Origin of the sequence: Pseudomonas sp. 1912-s (genome assembly GCF_029269205.1) — a bacterium.
Classification (GTDB): domain Bacteria; phylum Pseudomonadota; class Gammaproteobacteria; order Pseudomonadales; family Pseudomonadaceae; genus Aquipseudomonas.
In genome coordinates this window covers 59,457-75,394 of the sequence record NZ_JARIXR010000021.1, presented here as the reverse complement: position 1 = coordinate 75,394, position 15,938 = coordinate 59,457, and the positions used below count along the sequence as shown (strand labels likewise).

General features: G+C 61.5%; 13 protein-coding genes. 5 read left to right on the top strand and 8 right to left on the bottom strand.

The window, feature by feature from the left end; translation table 11 throughout:
* The first annotated feature begins 92 nt into the window (after positions 1–92).
* Positions 93–2,039, top strand: a complete 1,947-nt coding sequence (locus tag P3C29_RS23160; protein WP_275965555.1) for a methyl-accepting chemotaxis protein — start codon at positions 93–95, stop codon at positions 2,037–2,039.
* Positions 2,040–2,081: 42 nt separating this feature from the next.
* Here P3C29_RS23160 and P3C29_RS23155 read toward each other — a convergent pair whose 3' ends face one another.
* Entirely contained in the window at positions 2,082–2,567 is a 486-nt protein-coding gene (locus P3C29_RS23155) for a flavin reductase family protein (protein WP_275965554.1), read from the bottom strand.
* A gap of 322 nt (positions 2,568–2,889) precedes the next feature.
* On the opposite strand from P3C29_RS23155, the gene P3C29_RS23150 reads away from it, so the two are divergent.
* On the top strand, positions 2,890–4,296 hold the full coding sequence (locus P3C29_RS23150) for a cytosine permease (protein WP_275965553.1): 1,407 nt from the start codon (positions 2,890–2,892) through the stop codon (positions 4,294–4,296).
* Here the strand turns inward: P3C29_RS23150 and P3C29_RS23145 are convergent.
* The 7 genes from P3C29_RS23145 to P3C29_RS23115 all read right to left on the bottom strand — a co-directional run bounded on the left by P3C29_RS23145 (position 4,284) and on the right by P3C29_RS23115 (position 12,694).
* Positions 4,284–4,850: a sarcosine oxidase gene (locus P3C29_RS23145; protein WP_275965552.1), complete on the bottom strand. Its 567-nt coding sequence runs from the start codon at positions 4,848–4,850 to the stop codon at positions 4,284–4,286. The two genes, P3C29_RS23150 and P3C29_RS23145, sit on opposite strands and share 13 nt — an antisense overlap.
* Positions 4,851–4,853: 3 nt before the next feature.
* Positions 4,854–7,751 carry a 2Fe-2S iron-sulfur cluster-binding protein gene (locus P3C29_RS23140; RefSeq protein ID WP_275965551.1) on the bottom strand — a complete coding sequence of 966 codons (2,898 nt, stop codon included), beginning with the start codon at positions 7,749–7,751 and terminating at the stop codon, positions 4,854–4,856.
* Positions 7,748–8,047: a sarcosine oxidase subunit delta gene (locus P3C29_RS23135; protein WP_177047429.1), complete on the bottom strand. Its 300-nt coding sequence runs from the start codon at positions 8,045–8,047 to the stop codon at positions 7,748–7,750. Before P3C29_RS23135 ends, P3C29_RS23140 begins: the two co-directional genes overlap by 4 nt.
* A 14-nt stretch (positions 8,048–8,061) precedes the next feature.
* The gene (locus tag P3C29_RS23130; RefSeq protein ID WP_275965550.1) at positions 8,062–9,303 is read right to left on the bottom strand and encodes an FAD-dependent oxidoreductase; all 1,242 of its coding nucleotides are present in this window, start codon (positions 9,301–9,303) and stop codon (positions 8,062–8,064) included.
* Positions 9,285–10,190, bottom strand: a complete 906-nt coding sequence (gene folD / locus P3C29_RS23125; RefSeq protein WP_275965549.1) for a bifunctional methylenetetrahydrofolate dehydrogenase/methenyltetrahydrofolate cyclohydrolase FolD — start codon at positions 10,188–10,190, stop codon at positions 9,285–9,287. The genes P3C29_RS23130 and folD overlap by 19 nt, the downstream gene beginning before the upstream one ends.
* Positions 10,187–11,053 (bottom strand): formyltetrahydrofolate deformylase, encoded by an 867-nt coding sequence (gene purU, locus P3C29_RS23120; protein WP_275965548.1) that lies wholly within the window; start codon positions 11,051–11,053, stop codon positions 10,187–10,189. The genes folD and purU overlap by 4 nt, the downstream gene beginning before the upstream one ends.
* Before the next feature lie 1,041 nt (positions 11,054–12,094).
* Positions 12,095–12,694: a helix-turn-helix domain-containing protein gene (locus P3C29_RS23115; RefSeq protein ID WP_177046668.1), complete on the bottom strand. Its 600-nt coding sequence runs from the start codon at positions 12,692–12,694 to the stop codon at positions 12,095–12,097.
* Positions 12,695–12,974: 280 nt separating this feature from the next.
* Here P3C29_RS23115 and glnT point away from each other — a divergent pair, with 280 nt between their 5' ends.
* The 3 genes from glnT to P3C29_RS23100 are packed head-to-tail and all read left to right on the top strand — an operon-like array spanning position 12,975 to position 15,923.
* Positions 12,975–14,309 carry a type III glutamate--ammonia ligase gene (gene glnT / locus P3C29_RS23110; protein WP_275965547.1) on the top strand — a complete coding sequence of 445 codons (1,335 nt, stop codon included), beginning with the start codon at positions 12,975–12,977 and terminating at the stop codon, positions 14,307–14,309.
* A gap of 22 nt (positions 14,310–14,331) precedes the next feature.
* Complete coding sequence (locus P3C29_RS23105) at positions 14,332–15,237, top strand: glutamine amidotransferase family protein (protein ID WP_177046663.1); 906 nt, start codon at positions 14,332–14,334, stop codon at positions 15,235–15,237.
* An 11-nt stretch (positions 15,238–15,248) separates the two neighbouring features.
* Positions 15,249–15,923 carry a protein glxC gene (locus P3C29_RS23100; protein ID WP_177079427.1) on the top strand — a complete coding sequence of 225 codons (675 nt, stop codon included), beginning with the start codon at positions 15,249–15,251 and terminating at the stop codon, positions 15,921–15,923.
* Positions 15,924–15,938: the final 15 nt, after the last annotated feature.

The following is a 15,938-nucleotide window of genomic DNA, read 5'->3' as shown; positions in this document are numbered from 1 at the left end:
CGGATTGATTGTTGGTATACCATAATACGGAATATCCGCAAAACTTTTCTCTCCAACGGTCGCACAGTTACCTCACAAGGAAAGCGAGCTCGATGAACATAAAACAAAAATTGATCCTGGCGTTTGCGGTGATCGCCAGCCTGCCGGTTATTCTGGTGGCGGTGATGATCATCCTCAACGTGCGCCATGAGGCACGGGACGGCTTTATCGACGGCAGCGAACGTGAGATTCGCCAGGTCGACAACGCCATGCAGCTGTTTTTCGAAGGCATCAGCCAGAACGTCGCTTATCTGGCCGCGCACCCGCAGTTGCAGGGCATCAATGGCGACGTGAAACGCTACCTGGCCAGCGATGCCGCGCAGGTCGCGCCCGGTGAACGTGACCAGCAGTTGTTCAAGCTGTTCGAGGGGTTGGCCAAGAGTCATGGGGCCTACACCTACTTGTCATTGGGTACCGAAGACGGCGGTTATGTGTTCTGGCCGGGCGATCCCAAACTCGCAAGCTACGACCCGCGCACTCGGCCCTGGTACAAGACGGCCATGGCGCAACCCGGCAAGACCCTGCGCACCGAGGCCTATTACTGGGCCGCCGATGACGTGGTGCTGGTCAGTACGGTGCAAAGCTTCAACGACCGCCAGGGCAAGGCGAGCGGGGTGGTGAACATTGATGTTTCCCTCAAGCAACTGACCGATCTGGTCAAACAGATCAAGCTGGGTGACAGCGGCTACCTGATGTTGATGGAAGCCAATAACACGGTGCTGGTGGACCCGAATGACCCGTCCCACAACTTCAAGAAGCTCGGCGAGTTGGGCGAGGGTTACCGGCAACTGAGCGAGGCCGGCCAGGGCCTGGTGCAGGTCGAGTTGGCCGGGGAACGCTACATGGCGTTTGTCTGGCCGTCCAAGGCGTTGGGCTGGCGGTTTGTCGGGGTGGTGCGGGAAAGTGAAGTGATGGCCGGCGCAGCGCGGCTCACCTGGCTGATTGCGGCGATCGCGCTGGTGTGCGCTGTGTTGTTTGCGGTGGTGGGCGCCTGGTTTGCCGGGCTGATCGTCAAGCCGATTCGCGGCGTGGCCAGCGGGCTGGAAGGCATCGCCCAGGGCGAAGGCGACCTGACTGCGCGCCTGCCCGTCAAAGGGCGCGACGAGACGGCGCAGCTCGCCGGCTGGTTCAACCAGTTCCTTGAAGCCATCCGCATGCTGATCCAGCGCATAGGCCAGGCGGCCGCACAGATCCACAGCAGCTCCGGCAGTGCCACCGAAGTCTCGGTGGAAATGGCTGAGGTCGCCGAACGCCAGCGCGAAGCGGTGGACATGGTCTCCACGGCGTTTCACGAAATGGTCGCCACCTCCAACGAAGTCGCGCGTTCCTGCAGCCAGGCGGCTGACTCGGCCGACAACGGCCAGCGCCAGGCACACACCGGCCAGCAGCAGATCGACGCGGCGGTGAGCAGCGTCGGGCGCCTGAGCGAAGAAGTCGGCCACTGCGCGCAGTCCATGGAGCAGTTGGAAAAAGACAGCAACGACATCCAGTCCATCCTCGGCACCATCCGCTCCATCGCCGAGCAGACCAACCTGCTGGCGTTGAACGCCGCCATCGAGGCCGCACGGGCCGGTGAGCAGGGCCGTGGATTTGCCGTGGTGGCGGACGAGGTACGGGCCTTGGCCAAGCGCACCTCAGACTCCACCGGGGAGATCGACGGGCTGCTGGGCAACCTGGCGCGGCGCACCCATCAGATGGGCAAGCAGATGCATGCCAGCCTGGAGGTGTCCCTGGAAACGGTGGTGTCGATCAACGATGCACGGGCCAGCTTTGGCTTGATTCGCGAGTCGGTGGACGTGATCCGCGACATGAATACGCAAATCGCCACGGCCGCCGAAGAGCAGCACCAAGTGGCGGAAGACATCAATCGGCATATCAGCCAGATTCACGGGGATGCCCAGTTGGTGGCGAGCCTGGCCGACTCCACGCGCCAGGATGCGCAGCAGTTGACGGCGTTGTCGCAGACGTTGAATCAGTTGGTCAGCCGTTTTCGCACGTGACCGATGGGCGCCCGGCCTGCCGGGCGCCTGCCAGCGTGACGATCAGGCAATGACGGGCAGGGCGCCCATCTTGCCGTGGCAATACACCAGTGGCCCGGCGTCCTGCTGGGGCACGATCAGGTTCTTCACCGAACCGACCATGATGGCGTGGTCGCCGCCTTCATATTCCCGCCACAACTCGCACTCGATCACCGCCGTGGCATTGGCGAGGATCGGGTTGCCCAGCTCGCTCAACGTCCACTCGATACCCTGCGCCTTGTCTTTGCCCTTGCGCGCGAAGGCATAGGCTTCGCTCTGCTGCCCACCGGAAAGCACATGAATGGCAAAGCGCTTGTTCTTGATCAGCACGGGGTAGGAGTCGGAGCTGTAGTTGGGGCAGAACAGCACCAGGGCCGGGTCCATGGACAACGAGCTGAAGGCACTGGCGGTCAGCCCGACAATTTGCCCGTCGTCATCGAGCGTGGTGATCACGGTGACCCCGGACGGAAACGAACCCATCACTTGTTTGTAGATGGCGGCATCGATCATGGGACAGTCCTCTGGCGGTAAAGCGGATTTTATGGATTTGTAGGTCTGATGGTATACCGTAATACAATCTAATCAAGAGCTTTTTCAAGCCACCGACCAACGTCAGTCTTTGGTCTTATAACCAATAAATACGGGGGTTAAGGCGCGAAAAAGCGAGGGGGCATGTGGCACAATTACGGATCAGATACAGCTTGAGACTACGGATCAGTCTTGTGAAAATGTTGGAATACCATAATATGGTGTTCATCTGAGGGGCGACCAGAGAGCTCCCTCGGTTTGGCGTCAAACAACTATAAGATCAGACAAACGCGAGTTCATTTCCATGCCCCAGATGTCCCGGCAAGATCCCCTGATCGAGAATCACACGGTCGATTACGTCCCCCTCGCAGAACGCCATGGAAAGGCCCGCGACCTGTTTACCTTATGGTTCAGCACCAATATTGCACCGCTGCCCATCGTTACCGGCGCCATGGTGGCCCAGGTGTTCCATCTCAACCTGGTGTGGGGGCTGCTGGCGATTGCCCTCGGGCACATGCTCGGCGGCATCGTGATTGCCCTCGCCTCAGCCCAGGGCCCGCGCATGGGCATCCCGCAGATGGTGCAGAGCCGGGGCCAGTTCGGCCGTTACGGCGCGCTGCTGATCGTGTTCTTCGCGGCCCTGATCTACATCGGCTTCTTCATCTCCAACATCGTGCTGGCCGGCAAATCCATCGTCGGCATCGTGCCGTCGGTACCGGTGCCGGCCAGCATCCTGATCGGCGCGCTCAGCGCCACGGCCATCGGCGTGATCGGCTACCGCTTTATCCATACCCTGAACCGCATCGGCACCTGGGTGATGGGCAGCGCATTGCTGGCGGGCTTCCTCTACATTTTTGCCCATGACCTGCCGGCCGACTTCCTCACCCGTGGCGGCTTCAACCTGGCCGGCTGGTTGGCGACGGTGTCGTTGGGGGTTATCTGGCAGATCAGCTTCTCGCCCTACACCAGTGATTATTCGCGCTACCTGCCGGTGGATATCGGCATCACCCGACCCTTTGTCGCCACCTACCTGGGCGCCACCCTTGGCACCATTTTGTCATTCTCCTTTGGCCTGGTCGCCGCCCTGGCAACGCCCGAAGGCACCGAGGCGATGGTCGCGGTCAAGCAGGCCACAGGCTGGCTGGGGCCGATTTTGATGGTGTTGTTCCTGCTCAATATCATCAGCCACAACGCGCTGAATCTGTACGGGGCGGTGCTGTCGATCATTACTTCGATCCAGACCTTTGCCAGCCAGTGGACACCCAGCATCAAGGTGCGGGTGGTGCTGTCGGGAGTGGTGCTCGCCGGATGCTGTGTGGTTGCATTGGGCGCGTCAGCGGACTTTATCTCGCAATTTATCGGGTTGATTCTGGCGTTGTTGATCGTGCTGGTGCCGTGGGCATCGATCAATCTGATTGACTTTTATGTCATCAAGCGCGGCGCCTACGACATTGCCTCGATCTTCCAGGCGGACGGCGGGATTTACGGGCGCTTTAACCTGCATGCGATCGTGGCGTATTTCATCGGCATCATCGTGCAACTGCCGTTTGCCAATACGTCGCTTTATGTGGGGCCCTACGCCAACCTGGTGGAAGGCGCAGACCTGTCATGGCTGGTGGGGTTGGTGGTGACGTGCCCGTTGTATTACTGCCTGGCGACACGTCAACGCAGCCAAAAGGTCAGGGCTGCACGCCTGGGCTACACCGACTGAGCCACCCCGCCGAACTCCTGCAACGCATCCCGCAACGCGCCATCGAAGTACTCCTTCGAGGCGCGATCCCACAGGATATGAAACGCCGGCACCTCCACACTCCCTGTGTGGATGACAATCGCATTCACCCGCGCCACCGACGTCTGTGCCACCGCCCCCGTATTGAAGGTGGCGGCGCTGAGGTCGACACCACAGAGCTTCGCCATCACCTGGGCAATCACATCGCCGCTGAGCAATACGCAGGCATGGCTGTCCTGGCGCGGCAGCAGGTAATTGGCGCGGTGATCCAGCTCCCAGCGTGCTTCTTCATCGGCGATGCGCTGCCCCTGATCCTGCTGGCTGCCCAGCAACAGGTATTCGTTCTGCGACAGGCGCACCACCCAACTGCCATCCGTTTGCGCGCAGGCCTGGTTGGGCGCGCCCGGCAACGTGAAGCCGCGCGCCGTGAGGTACTCGGCGCTCTGCGCGCCGCGAAAGCCGACCCTTGGTAGGTCGGTCTGGTCCACCAGGCGGCACGCCGGCGGGATCATCTCGTGGGCTTTCAGACTGGTCATGGCTTAACCCTCCTGGCGTTGGTTGGTGGGGTCGAAAAAGGGCAGTGGCACTACCTCGGCCTGGACGACAATGCCGCCCTCGACGCGAATCGAAATCCGCTGCCCCGGCGTGCTCTGGTTGATACCGGCGTAGGCCAGGCCGATTATTTTGCCCAGGGTGGTGGAGTACTCGCAGGAGGTCACGTTGCCGCTGATGTCCGGGCCGTTGAGCACCAGGTGGCCTTCCAGCGGTTGCACGCTGCCCTTGGGCAAGGTGAAACCCACTAGTTTGCGTTTCAGCGGCTGGGCTTCAAGGATGTCTACCGAGCGCCGGCCGACGAAGAACGGCTTGTTGCGGCTGACCGCCCAGCCCATGTCGATTTCTGCCGGGTGGGTCATGCCGTCGGTGTCCTGGCTGATGATCACGTGGCCTTTTTCCAAACGCAGCAGGCGCTGGGTTTCGACGCCGAAGGGGCGAATGTCAAAGGCCTTGCCGGCCGTCATCAGGGCATCCCACAACGCCACGCCGTGGCGCGCAGGTACGTGGATTTCATAACCCAGTTCGCCGACAAAACCGACCCGCAGCAACCGGGCCTTGATCCCGGCCACCGTGGCCTGGCGTACGCCCAGGTAGGGGAAGCCTTCGGCGCTGAGGTCGAGGTCGCTGCAGACTTGCTCCAGCACCTTGCGCGAGTCCGGCCCGGCCACGTTCACCGCGCAGATCGCGGCGGTGACGTTGGCCACGTCCACGTCCAGGCGCCATTGTGCATTCCACTTGAGCATCTGCTGGTAGATCCGGTCGACGCCGCTGGTGGTCGCGGTGACGTAGAAGTGGTTGTCGCCCAGTCGCGCGCACACGCCGTCGTCGATCACCACCCCATGTTCATTGGTCATCAGCGCATAGCGTGACCGGCCCACCGGCTGCTTGAGGAACGCGAACGTGTACATCCGGTTGAGTAATTCGGCGGCGTCCGGGCCGCGCACATCCAGGCCGCCCAGGGTCGAGACATCGATCAGGCCGACCTTGTTGCGCACATGCAGGGCTTCGGCCTGCATGCACGCCTCGCGATCCTGCGGCTTGCCGTAATACGCCGGGCGTTGCCAGATGCCGGCGGGCATCATTTTCGCCCCGGCCTGCACATGCCGGGCATGCATTGGCGTTTGGCGGTAAGGGTCGAAGGCGCGCCCGGCGACATGCGCCAGCTTCTCTGCCACAAATGGCGGCCGCGCGGTGGTAACGCCGGTTTCACTGATATTGCGCTGGGTTGCCCACGCCACCAGCCGCGCCGTCGGCAGTGCCGAGTGACGCCCCTGGGACGGGCCCATGCCCACGGTGGAGTAGCGTTTGACCAACTGCACATCGCGGTAGCCGATGCGGGTCGCGTTGACGATATCCGCCACTTGCAGGTCCTCGTCGAAGTCGACGAAATCCTTGCCTTTAGGGTGCGGGAAGATCGGCCAGTTGAAATTCACCTCGGCTTCGCTGCGCAACGGCAACTGAGGGCCGGCGGCGCTCAAACCGAGGGCGAGCACGCTGTTGGTCGCGGCATTGGTCGCGTCCACCAGCACGTTGTCCAACTGGTGCCGACCGTGGACGGAACCCGCCACATTCAGGTTATGGGGCAAACCGCTGAGGCTGAACGCTGCACGCTGGTCGTCATAAGCCAGCTTGCCGCCGGCCTGGCACAGCAGTTGATAGACCGGCATGTAGCCGGCGGACATGCATAGCAGGTCGCAGTCAATCAGTTGCCCACTGCCGCTGACCTGGCCCTGGCCAGTGATCTGGCGCACATCGACGCCCTTTACATGGCGCATGCCTTTTTCATGCAAGGCCTCGAACACCGTGCTGTTGTTCAGGCAGCGGATGTTGCGTTGGGCCAGGGCACCAGGCAGTGCTTTGTCGGCGGGGGCGTGACGCAGGTCGATCACGGCGGCCACGTCCACGCCCTGGTCGTGCAGGTCGAGGGCGGCGAGGTAACCGTCATCGTTGCCGGTCAGCACCACGGCACGTTTGCCGGGCTTGACCGCGTACAGTTTCATCAGGCGTTGCGCGGCACTGGTCAGCATCACGCCCGGCAGGTCGTTATTGCGAAAGATCACTGGCTGGTCGAACGAGCCGCTGCACACCAGGCACTGGCGCGCGCGCACCTTGTACATCCGCTTGCCCTGGATCACCGGCAGGTAGTTGTCGGTGAACCAGGCGTTGCAGGTGGCTTCGGTCAGCACCTGGATATTCGCGTGTTGCTGCACTGCGCCGAGCAGCTCGCGGCGCAGTGCGTCGGCGCGCGTGCCTTCGATATCGAAGCGGGCATAGGTCAGCGAGCCGCCCAGGATCGGCTGCTGCTCGATCAGCAATACCTTGGCCCCGGCATTCGCGGCGGTGAGGGCCGCCTGCAAACCGGCGGGGCCGGCGCCGATCACCGCAAGGTCGGTAAACAGATAGGCCTTGTCGTAGTACTCGGGCTGGAATTTCAGGTCGAGCACGCCCAGGCCGGCCTTTTTGCGGATGATCGGTTCCCAGACTTTCCACATGCCCTTGGGCTTGTAGAACGAACGGTAGTAGAACCCCACCGGCATGAATTTGGAGAACTTGCCCAGGTAGGCATCCCGGTCGTGGTCCAGCGAGCCGTTGACGTTCTGCGCACTTACCTGCAAACCGCCGGACAGCGCGTGGGCGTCGGCCAGCACGTTCGGCTCCTGGGGCAACTGCACCAGGCTGTTGGCGTCCTGGCCGGCCATGGTCAGCGGGCCGCGGGGGCGGTGGTATTTGAACGAACGAGAGATCAGGAAGCGCCCGTTGGCCAACAGTGCGCTGGCGATGCTGTCGCCTTGCAAGCCCTGGTAGCGTTGGCCATCGAAACTGAAATCGAGCAACTGGTCACGCTGGATCAGCAAGCCCATGGGGGCGGGTAGGCGGCTCATCCGGCGATCTCCCTGGCGGTGTTGAAGTCGACGCGGGCACTGAACAGTTCCTTGGGATCGAAGGTGCGCAGGATCTCGTCGGTGACGGTGTGGCGCTCGGCGAGGAACCAATAGCTCGATGGCGTGTGCATCCACCATTCGCGTACCACACCGGCGAGGTTGTCGGTGTTGAACACGTAGTCGGCCCATTCGGCGTCGCTGCAGTTCACCGGATCGGGCATCGGCTTGAACTCGCCGCCGTAGGTGAACTCGCTGATATTGCGCGGCCCGTTGAGCGGGCAAGTCATGATTTTCATAGTCCGCTCTCCACTTAGTGACTGGCCGCCGTGGCGCCCATTTCGTTGACTTGCTGGAAGGTCGAAAACCGTTCGAGCCCAAAGGGTTTGATCAGCTCCGGCACCTTGCCGCCGCTGGCCACCAGTTCGGCCATGGTCTTGCCGCAAATGGGCGTTGCCTTGAACCCCCAGGTGCCCCAGCCGGCGTCGAGGTAGTAATTCTTCACGGGCGACAGGCCCATGATCGGGCTGTAGTCGGGCGTCATGTCGGTGATCCCGGCCCATTGGCGCATCAACTTGGCGTTGGCCAGGAATGGGAACATCTCGATGGCGTGGGCCAGTAGGCTTTCCTTCAGGTCCAGGGTCGAACGCGTGTTGAACAACGGGTAAGGGTCGGAACCGCCGCCGAACACCACTTCGCCGCGGCTGGTTTGCTGCACGTAGCAGTGCAGGGCCGAGGAACTCACCAGCGGGTCGAGGAACGGCTTGAACGGCTGGGTCACCATCGCCTGCAGCGGGAAGGTCTGGATCGGCGAGCGGATGCCGGCCTTGGCCATCAGCAACGAACTGTGCCCGGCAATCGCCTGCACCGCGCAGCCACATTTGATGGTGCCGCGATTGGTCTTGACCGCAGTGATCGCGCCGTTTTCGATGATCAGGTCCTGCACTTCGGTGAGCGGGTGGATTTCCACGCCACGCTTGGCCGCCTGCTTGGCGTAACCCCAGGCCACGGCGTCATGGCGCGCGGTGGCGCCGTCGATGTGCCAGAGCCCGGCGATCACCGGCAAGTGGCCGGGGTCGAGGTTGAGGCTGGGCACCAACTCGCGGATCTGTTGGCGGTCGATCATCTCGGTACGCCCGCCAAAATGCTTGTTGACCTCGGCCCGCTGGCGGAACGAACGCACGGTGGCATCGGTATGCGCGAGGGTCAGTTGACCGCGCTCGGAGTACATGATGTTGAAGTCGAATTCGTTGGACAGCGACTGGAACATCTTCACCGACTCAGCATAGAAACGGACGCCCTCGCTGGTCAGGTAATTGGAGCGGATCACCGCCGTATTGCGCGCCGTATTGCCGCCGCCCAGGTATGACTTTTCCAGCACGGCAATGTTGGTGATGCCGTGGTACTTGGCCAGGTAGTAAGCGGTGGCAAGGCCATGGCCGCCGGCACCGATGATCACCACGTCATAGCTGGGCTTGAGTTCCTTGGGCGGCGGCAGGTCCACCTCCACCGGGTACTCCGAGCTCAGTCCGTATTTCAATAGATTGAATGGCATACGGCCTCCGATTGGCTGCGTAAGGCGTGGTGTTGCGCAAGGGCTGCGGTCACGGTGTTTTTCATCAGGAAAGCGATGGTCATCGGGCCGACACCGCCGGGCACCGGGGTGATGGCGGCGACATGGGGCAGGGCACCGTCGAAGTCGACGTCGCCCACCAGGCGGCTGCGGCCCTCGTCGTCGATGCGGTTGATGCCGACGTCAATCACCACTGCGCCCGGCTTCAACCAGCTGGCATCGATCAAGCGCGGGCGCCCAACGGCGGCGATCACGATGTCGGCTTGTCGGCATAAGGCCTGTGCGTTCTGGCTGCGGGAATGCAGCACGGTGACCGAGCAATCCGCCTTGAGCAGCAGGGCGGCCATGGGCTTGCCGACGATGTTCGAACGGCCGATCACCACCGCATGTTTGCCCCGCAAATCACCCAGGGTTTGTTCCAGCAAATACAGGCAACCACTGGGGGTGCAAGGCGTCAGCACCGCACGACCCTGGCTGAGGCCGCCGACGTTCTGGCTGTGGAAGCCGTCCACGTCCTTCTCCGGCAAGATGGCTTCCAGGGCGCGTAGTTCGTCCATCTGCGGCGGCAGCGGCAATTGCAGGAGGATCCCGTTGATCGCCGGGTTGGCATTCAGCTGGCCGATCAGGATCAGCAGCTGTTCGGTGCTGGTGTCGCCGGGCAGCTTGTGTTCCAGGGAGCGAATACCCACCTCTTCGGCGCGCAGGATCTTGTTGCGCACATAGACCTGGCTGGCCGGGTCGTTGCCCACCAGGATCACCGCCAGTGCCGGTTCAATGTCTTGCTCACGCAGGCGAGCCACATCCTCGCGCACTTGCAGCAGCACTCGGGCGGCGGCGGCTTTGCCGTCGATCAGTTTAGGGTCACTCACCGGAACACCACCGTTCTGTCCTGGTTGAGGAATACCCGGTGCTCCAGGTGGTACTTGACCGCTTTGGACAGGGCGACGGTTTCGGTGTCACGGCCGATGGCGACCAGGTCGTCAGGCTTGTACACGTGGTCTACGCGCTGGACTTCCTGTTCGATGATCGGGCCTTCATCGAGGTCGCTGGTAACGTAGTGCGCCGTGGCCCCGATCAGCTTCACACCGCGCTGATAGGCCTGGTGGTAGGGCTTCGCGCCTTTGAAACCAGGCAGGAACGAATGGTGAATGTTGATCGCGCGCCCCGACAGTTGCCGGCACAGGTCGTCGGACAGGATCTGCATGTAGCGCGCCAGCACCACCAGCTCGGTGCGGGTGTCGTCGACGATCTTCATCAGTTCGGCTTCCTGGGTGGCTTTGTTGTCCTTTGCCACCGGCAGGTAGATAAAGCGAATGCCCTCGCGCTCGGCCATGGGCCGCAAGTCGAGGTGGTTGGAGACGATGGCGGTGATGGTCATGTCCATCTCGCCTTTGTGGTAGCGGTAGAGCATGTCGGTGAGGCAGTGGTCGAATTTGCTGACCATCAGCATCACGCGCATGGGCTCGCGGGTGTCGTGCAGTTCCCACTGCATGTCGAAGGCCTGGGCGATGTCGGCGAAGCCGGTCTTGATCTGTTCGAGGTCGCCGGGGTGGCCGTCATTGAAGCGGAACACGGCGCGCATGAAGAAGCGGCCGCTGAAATCGTCGTCGAATTGCGCCATCTCCCCGATGTAGCAAGCGTTGTCCGCCAGGTAGGTGGTCACGGCTGCGACGATGCCGGACACCGCAGGACAGGTGACCTTGATGATGAAATGGTTTTTTTCGTGTTGCATGACACGTCCTCGGGATGATGGCGGCAGCTCATCGCATAGCGAAAAAATGTCTGAGGACAGCTGGCTCATTCCATGAGCGCGTTTTCTTGTGGGGAATAAAATATTCCTGAAATGGCTTTATAGGGGAATGGGGGCGAGGCGTCTAGGGGTTTGGGAAAGTTTTTTAACTGGGGGGAAAGTTTTTGCCGGGGGCTTTTGGGGTACATATCCGTTATTTAGGTAACGGCCGCCTATGGTTTCGCTCTTACAGCGACTCACTTTGGAAAAGCCCCAAAGTAAGCAAAGGGCTCTGCCCCGCCTATCGGCACCTCGCTAAGGCTCGGTGTTCCCTCACTCCGGCGATGCTCCGCGGGCCGCCGCGATGGGCCATCCTTGGCCCAGCGCGGCTAAACCGGCGTCCTGCCGGTTTACCCGCTCCGCACCACCTGCGTTCGGCCTCGGGCTGAATGGGGCAGTCAGATCAAGATCAAAATCTACAGCACAGCGGCCTACAGGCCGGCTTGAGTGGTAGAAGCCAGATCAAAAGCCAAAGCCAAATCTGAAACTGATGCAGCTCTGCTTTTCTGTGGGAGCTGGCTTGCCTGCGATGGCATCACCTCGGTGTGTCTGATGTACCGAGTTGTCTGCATCGCAGGCAAGCCAGCCCCCACATTTGACCGTGCCCGCTGTAGATTTTGATCTTGATGTTGCCTTTGCTTCACACCACTCAAGCCGGCCTGTAGGCCGCTGTGCTCTTGATCTGCTTTTGATCTTGATCTTAGGCGCCCCGTTAAACCACGCTGGCCGAACGCAGGCTTTGGAGCGTGGGTAACCCGGCAGGACGCCGGGTTAGCCGCGCTGGGCCAAGGATGGCCCATCGCGGCGGCCCACGGTCCAACGCCGGAGTGAGGGCACACCGAGCCTAGGCGAGGTGCCGAGTGGTGGGGCAAGAGCCTTTTGGTTACTTTTGGCTGGGCCGGCATTCCGGCTCCTTTCAAAAGTGACCCGCTGTAAGAGCGGAACCAATAGAAGCCATAACCGAAGAAACGGATATGCCCCCAATCACTCCTTATCGTTGCCATAGTTCATGATCGACAACAACCGAATCGGCACCTGCACCAACTCCTCCGGCCCATGAGGAATCTCCCCCTCAAACGTCAAGCTATCCCCGGCCTCCATCCGATACAGCTGATTCCCATGCCGATAAATCAGCTCACCCTCGAGCAAATGCAAAAACTCAGTCCCAGGGTGGGCAAAGGTCGGAAACTCTTCACTCGCGTCATCCATGCTGACCATATACGCCTCGAAGCTCTTCTTGGGCCCCCGCGTATGGTTGAGCAGGTGATAGGTGTGCCCCTTCTCGGTCCCCCGACGCACCACTTCCATCCCCTGGTCAGCCTTGACCAACAAGGCACTGCCATCCTGCTGGTCATACTCACTGAACAACTTCGACAACGGCAGCCCAAGCACATCACACAAGCGGCTCAAGGTATCGAGACTGGTAGACACCTGGGCATTCTCAATCTTGCTCAACATGCCCTGGCTGATATCGGCAATCTTCGCCACATCGGACAACTTCAGGTCCTGGGCCTGACGCTGGCGTTTGATCTGCAGCCCCAGGTATTGCTCGAGCTTGAGGCGCGGGGCGGTTTCGGTGGACATGATCATCGGCTCCTGCACGGTTTCCGTTCAGTAATATTATTTTCGCACTGGGAAAGTGCAAAGTCTGGCACTTGAAGGCCACCCCGCTTTACGTATTCCTGCGGGGAAAAGAATTTTCCCATATATACAGCACAAAAGCGCTTTGATCGGCACTTCAATCGGTCGCTCGCGAATCTGGCAAGGGTATTGCATTCCTGCAGGGAAACTAACTTTCTTTTTAGGAATAAAAAGACAGTAGGCCCACCCACACGGTTTTGCCTTTCGCGAGGAGTGACACGCAATGTTGCCAGCAGAAACCCAGCGCATCATCGACAAGCACGGGATCAAGTACGTGCTTGCGCAGTTTGTGGACATACACGGTGCGGCCAAGACCAAGTCGGTGCCGATCTGCGGGCTCAAGACGGTGGCCGAAGAGGGTGCAGGTTTTGCCGGGTTCGCCATCAGCGGCATGGGCATGGAGCCTCACGGGCCTGACTTCATGGCCCGCGGCGACCTGTCGACCCTGACCCCGGTTCCATGGCAGCCGGGCTACGGGCGGGTGGTGTGCGTCGGCCATGTGGACGGCAAGCCACATCCCTACGACAGCCGCTACGTGCTGCAGCAGCAAGTGCAGCGCCTGCAAGACAAGGGATGGACCCTGAACACCGGCCTGGAGCCCGAGTTCAACCTGATGCGCCGGGACGAGCAGGGCAAGCTGCAATTGGTCGACCCCAGCGACAACCTGGACAAGCCTTGCTACGACTACAAAGGGCTGTCGCGCTCGCGGGTGTTTCTTGAGCGACTGACCGAAGCCTTGCAGGCGGTGGATTTCGAGGTCTATCAAATCGACCACGAAGACGCCAACGGCCAATTCGAAATCAACTACACCTACAGCGATGCCCTGACCTCGGCCGACCGCTTTACCTTCTTCCGCATGGCCGCCGGCGAGATCGCCAATGACTTGGGCATGATCTGCTCCTTCATGCCCAAGCCCGACCCGAAGCGCGCCGGCAACGGTATGCACTTTCACCTGTCCATCAGCAGCGCCGAGAACAAAAACCTGTTCTTTGATGCCAGCGATCCAAGCGGCATGGGCTTGTCGAAAATGGCCTATCACTTCGCCGCCGGCTTGCTCGCCCACGGCCCGGCCCTGTGCGCGTTCGCCGCGCCAACCGTCAACTCCTACAAGCGCCTGGTGGTGGGCAACTCCTTGTCCGGTGCCACCTGGGCCCCGGCCTTTATTGCCTTCGGCGCCAACAACCGTTCCGCCATGGTGCGGGTGCCCTATGGCCGCCTTGAGTTCCGCCTGCCGGACGCCGGTTGCAACCCCTACCTGGTCAGCGCCGCGATCATCGCGGCCGGCCTGGACGGGATTGATCGCCAGCTGGAAATCGACCACGTCTGCAACGAAAACCTCTACAGCCTGAGCCTTGAGCAGATCGCCGAGCGCGGCATCAAGACCCTGCCGCAATCCCTCAAGGAAGCCTGCGACGCCCTGGAAGCCGACCCGCTGTTCGTCGAGGTACTGGGCCCGCAGATCGTGGGTGAGTTCATCAAGCTCAAGCGCATGGAGTGGGTTGAGTACAGCCGCCATGTGAGCGACTGGGAAATCCAGCGCTATACCGAATTTTTCTGACACCGTGTGACGGAGACTTGTTATGTGTGGAATCGTAGGCCTGTACCTGAAAAACCCGCAGTTGGAGCCCCAGCTCGGCAAGCTCTTTGAACCCATGTTGCAGGCCATGACCGACCGTGGCCCGGACAGTGCCGGGTTCGCTATCTACGGCGACGAAGTGGCCGACGGCTGGGTCAAGCTGACCCTGCAGGCGACCACCGAAGCGTTTGACTGGAAAGCCCTGATGGGCGAGCTGGAAGGGCGCCTGGGCTGTTCCCTGGACTGGTTCCAGAACGCCAGTGCCGCTGTATTGAAGATCCACGCCGACGAAGCCCCGGTGCGCCTGGCCCTGGCCGAACTGGCACCGAGCGTGCGCATCATGAGCGCCGGGCAGAGCATCGAGATTCTCAAGGGCATGGGCTTGCCTCAAGAGATCTCCCAGCGCTTCGGTCTGGCGAGCATGCAGGGCAGCCACATCATCGGCCATACGCGCATGGCCACTGAAAGTGCAGTGACCATGGAAGGCAGCCACCCGTTTTCCACCGGCGCCGACCTGTGCCTGGTGCACAACGGTTCGCTGTCGAACCACTTCCGCCTGCGCCAGGAACTCAAGCGCGAAGGCATCCATTTCGAAACCGACAACGACACCGAAGTCGCCGCCGGCTACCTGACCTGGCGCCTGCAACAGGGCGATTCCCTCAAGGAAGCGCTGGATCACTCCCTGGAAGACCTCGACGGCTTCTTCACCTTTGCCATCGGCACGCGTAACGGTTTTGCGGTGATCCGCGATCCGATTGCCTGCAAGCCGGCGATTCTCGCCGAGACCGACGACTACGTCGCCATGGCCTCCGAGTACCAGGCGCTGTCGAGCCTGCCGGGGATTGAAAACGCCCGTATCTGGGAGCCCGCACCGGCCACCCTGTACATCTGGGAACGCGAGTCAGCTTAAGGAGCGCACACATGAAAACCATCGATCTTTCCACCGCCAGCGTGCGCGATCTCAACCAGGCGCTGCACGCGCAGGCTATCGATAACGAATGGCGCGTCACCCATTCCAACGGTAAGCACAACCTCGCCGTGGGGGTGAACCAGGCGGTGTCCATCGATATCGAGGGCCACGCGGGCTACTACTGCGCGGGCATGAACCAACAGGCGTCGATCACCGTGCACGGCAATGTCGGCGTGGGCTGCGCCGAGAACATGATGTCGGGCTCGGTGCGCGTCAAAGGCAGCGCCTCCCAGGCCGCCGGCGCCACGGCCCATGGCGGCTTGCTGGTGATTGAAGGTGACGCGGGGGCGCGTTGCGGTATTTCCATGAAGGGCATCGACATCGTTGTCGGCGGCAGCATCGGTCATATGAGCTGCTTCATGGGCCAGGCCGGGCGCCTGGTGGTGTGCGGCGATGCCGGCGATGCGCTGGGGGATTCGCTGTATGAAACCCATATCTACGTCAAAGGTACGGTGGAGTCCCTGGGCTCCGATTGCATCGAAAAAGAGATGCGCAGCGAGCACCTGCAAGAACTCCAGGAACTGCTCGACCGCGCCGGTTTCGCCCATCAGGCGGCGGACTTCAAGCGCTACGGCTCGGCCCGCCAGCTCTACAACTTCAAAGTCGATAACGCCTCCGCGTACTGATCCAGGAGCTCCACC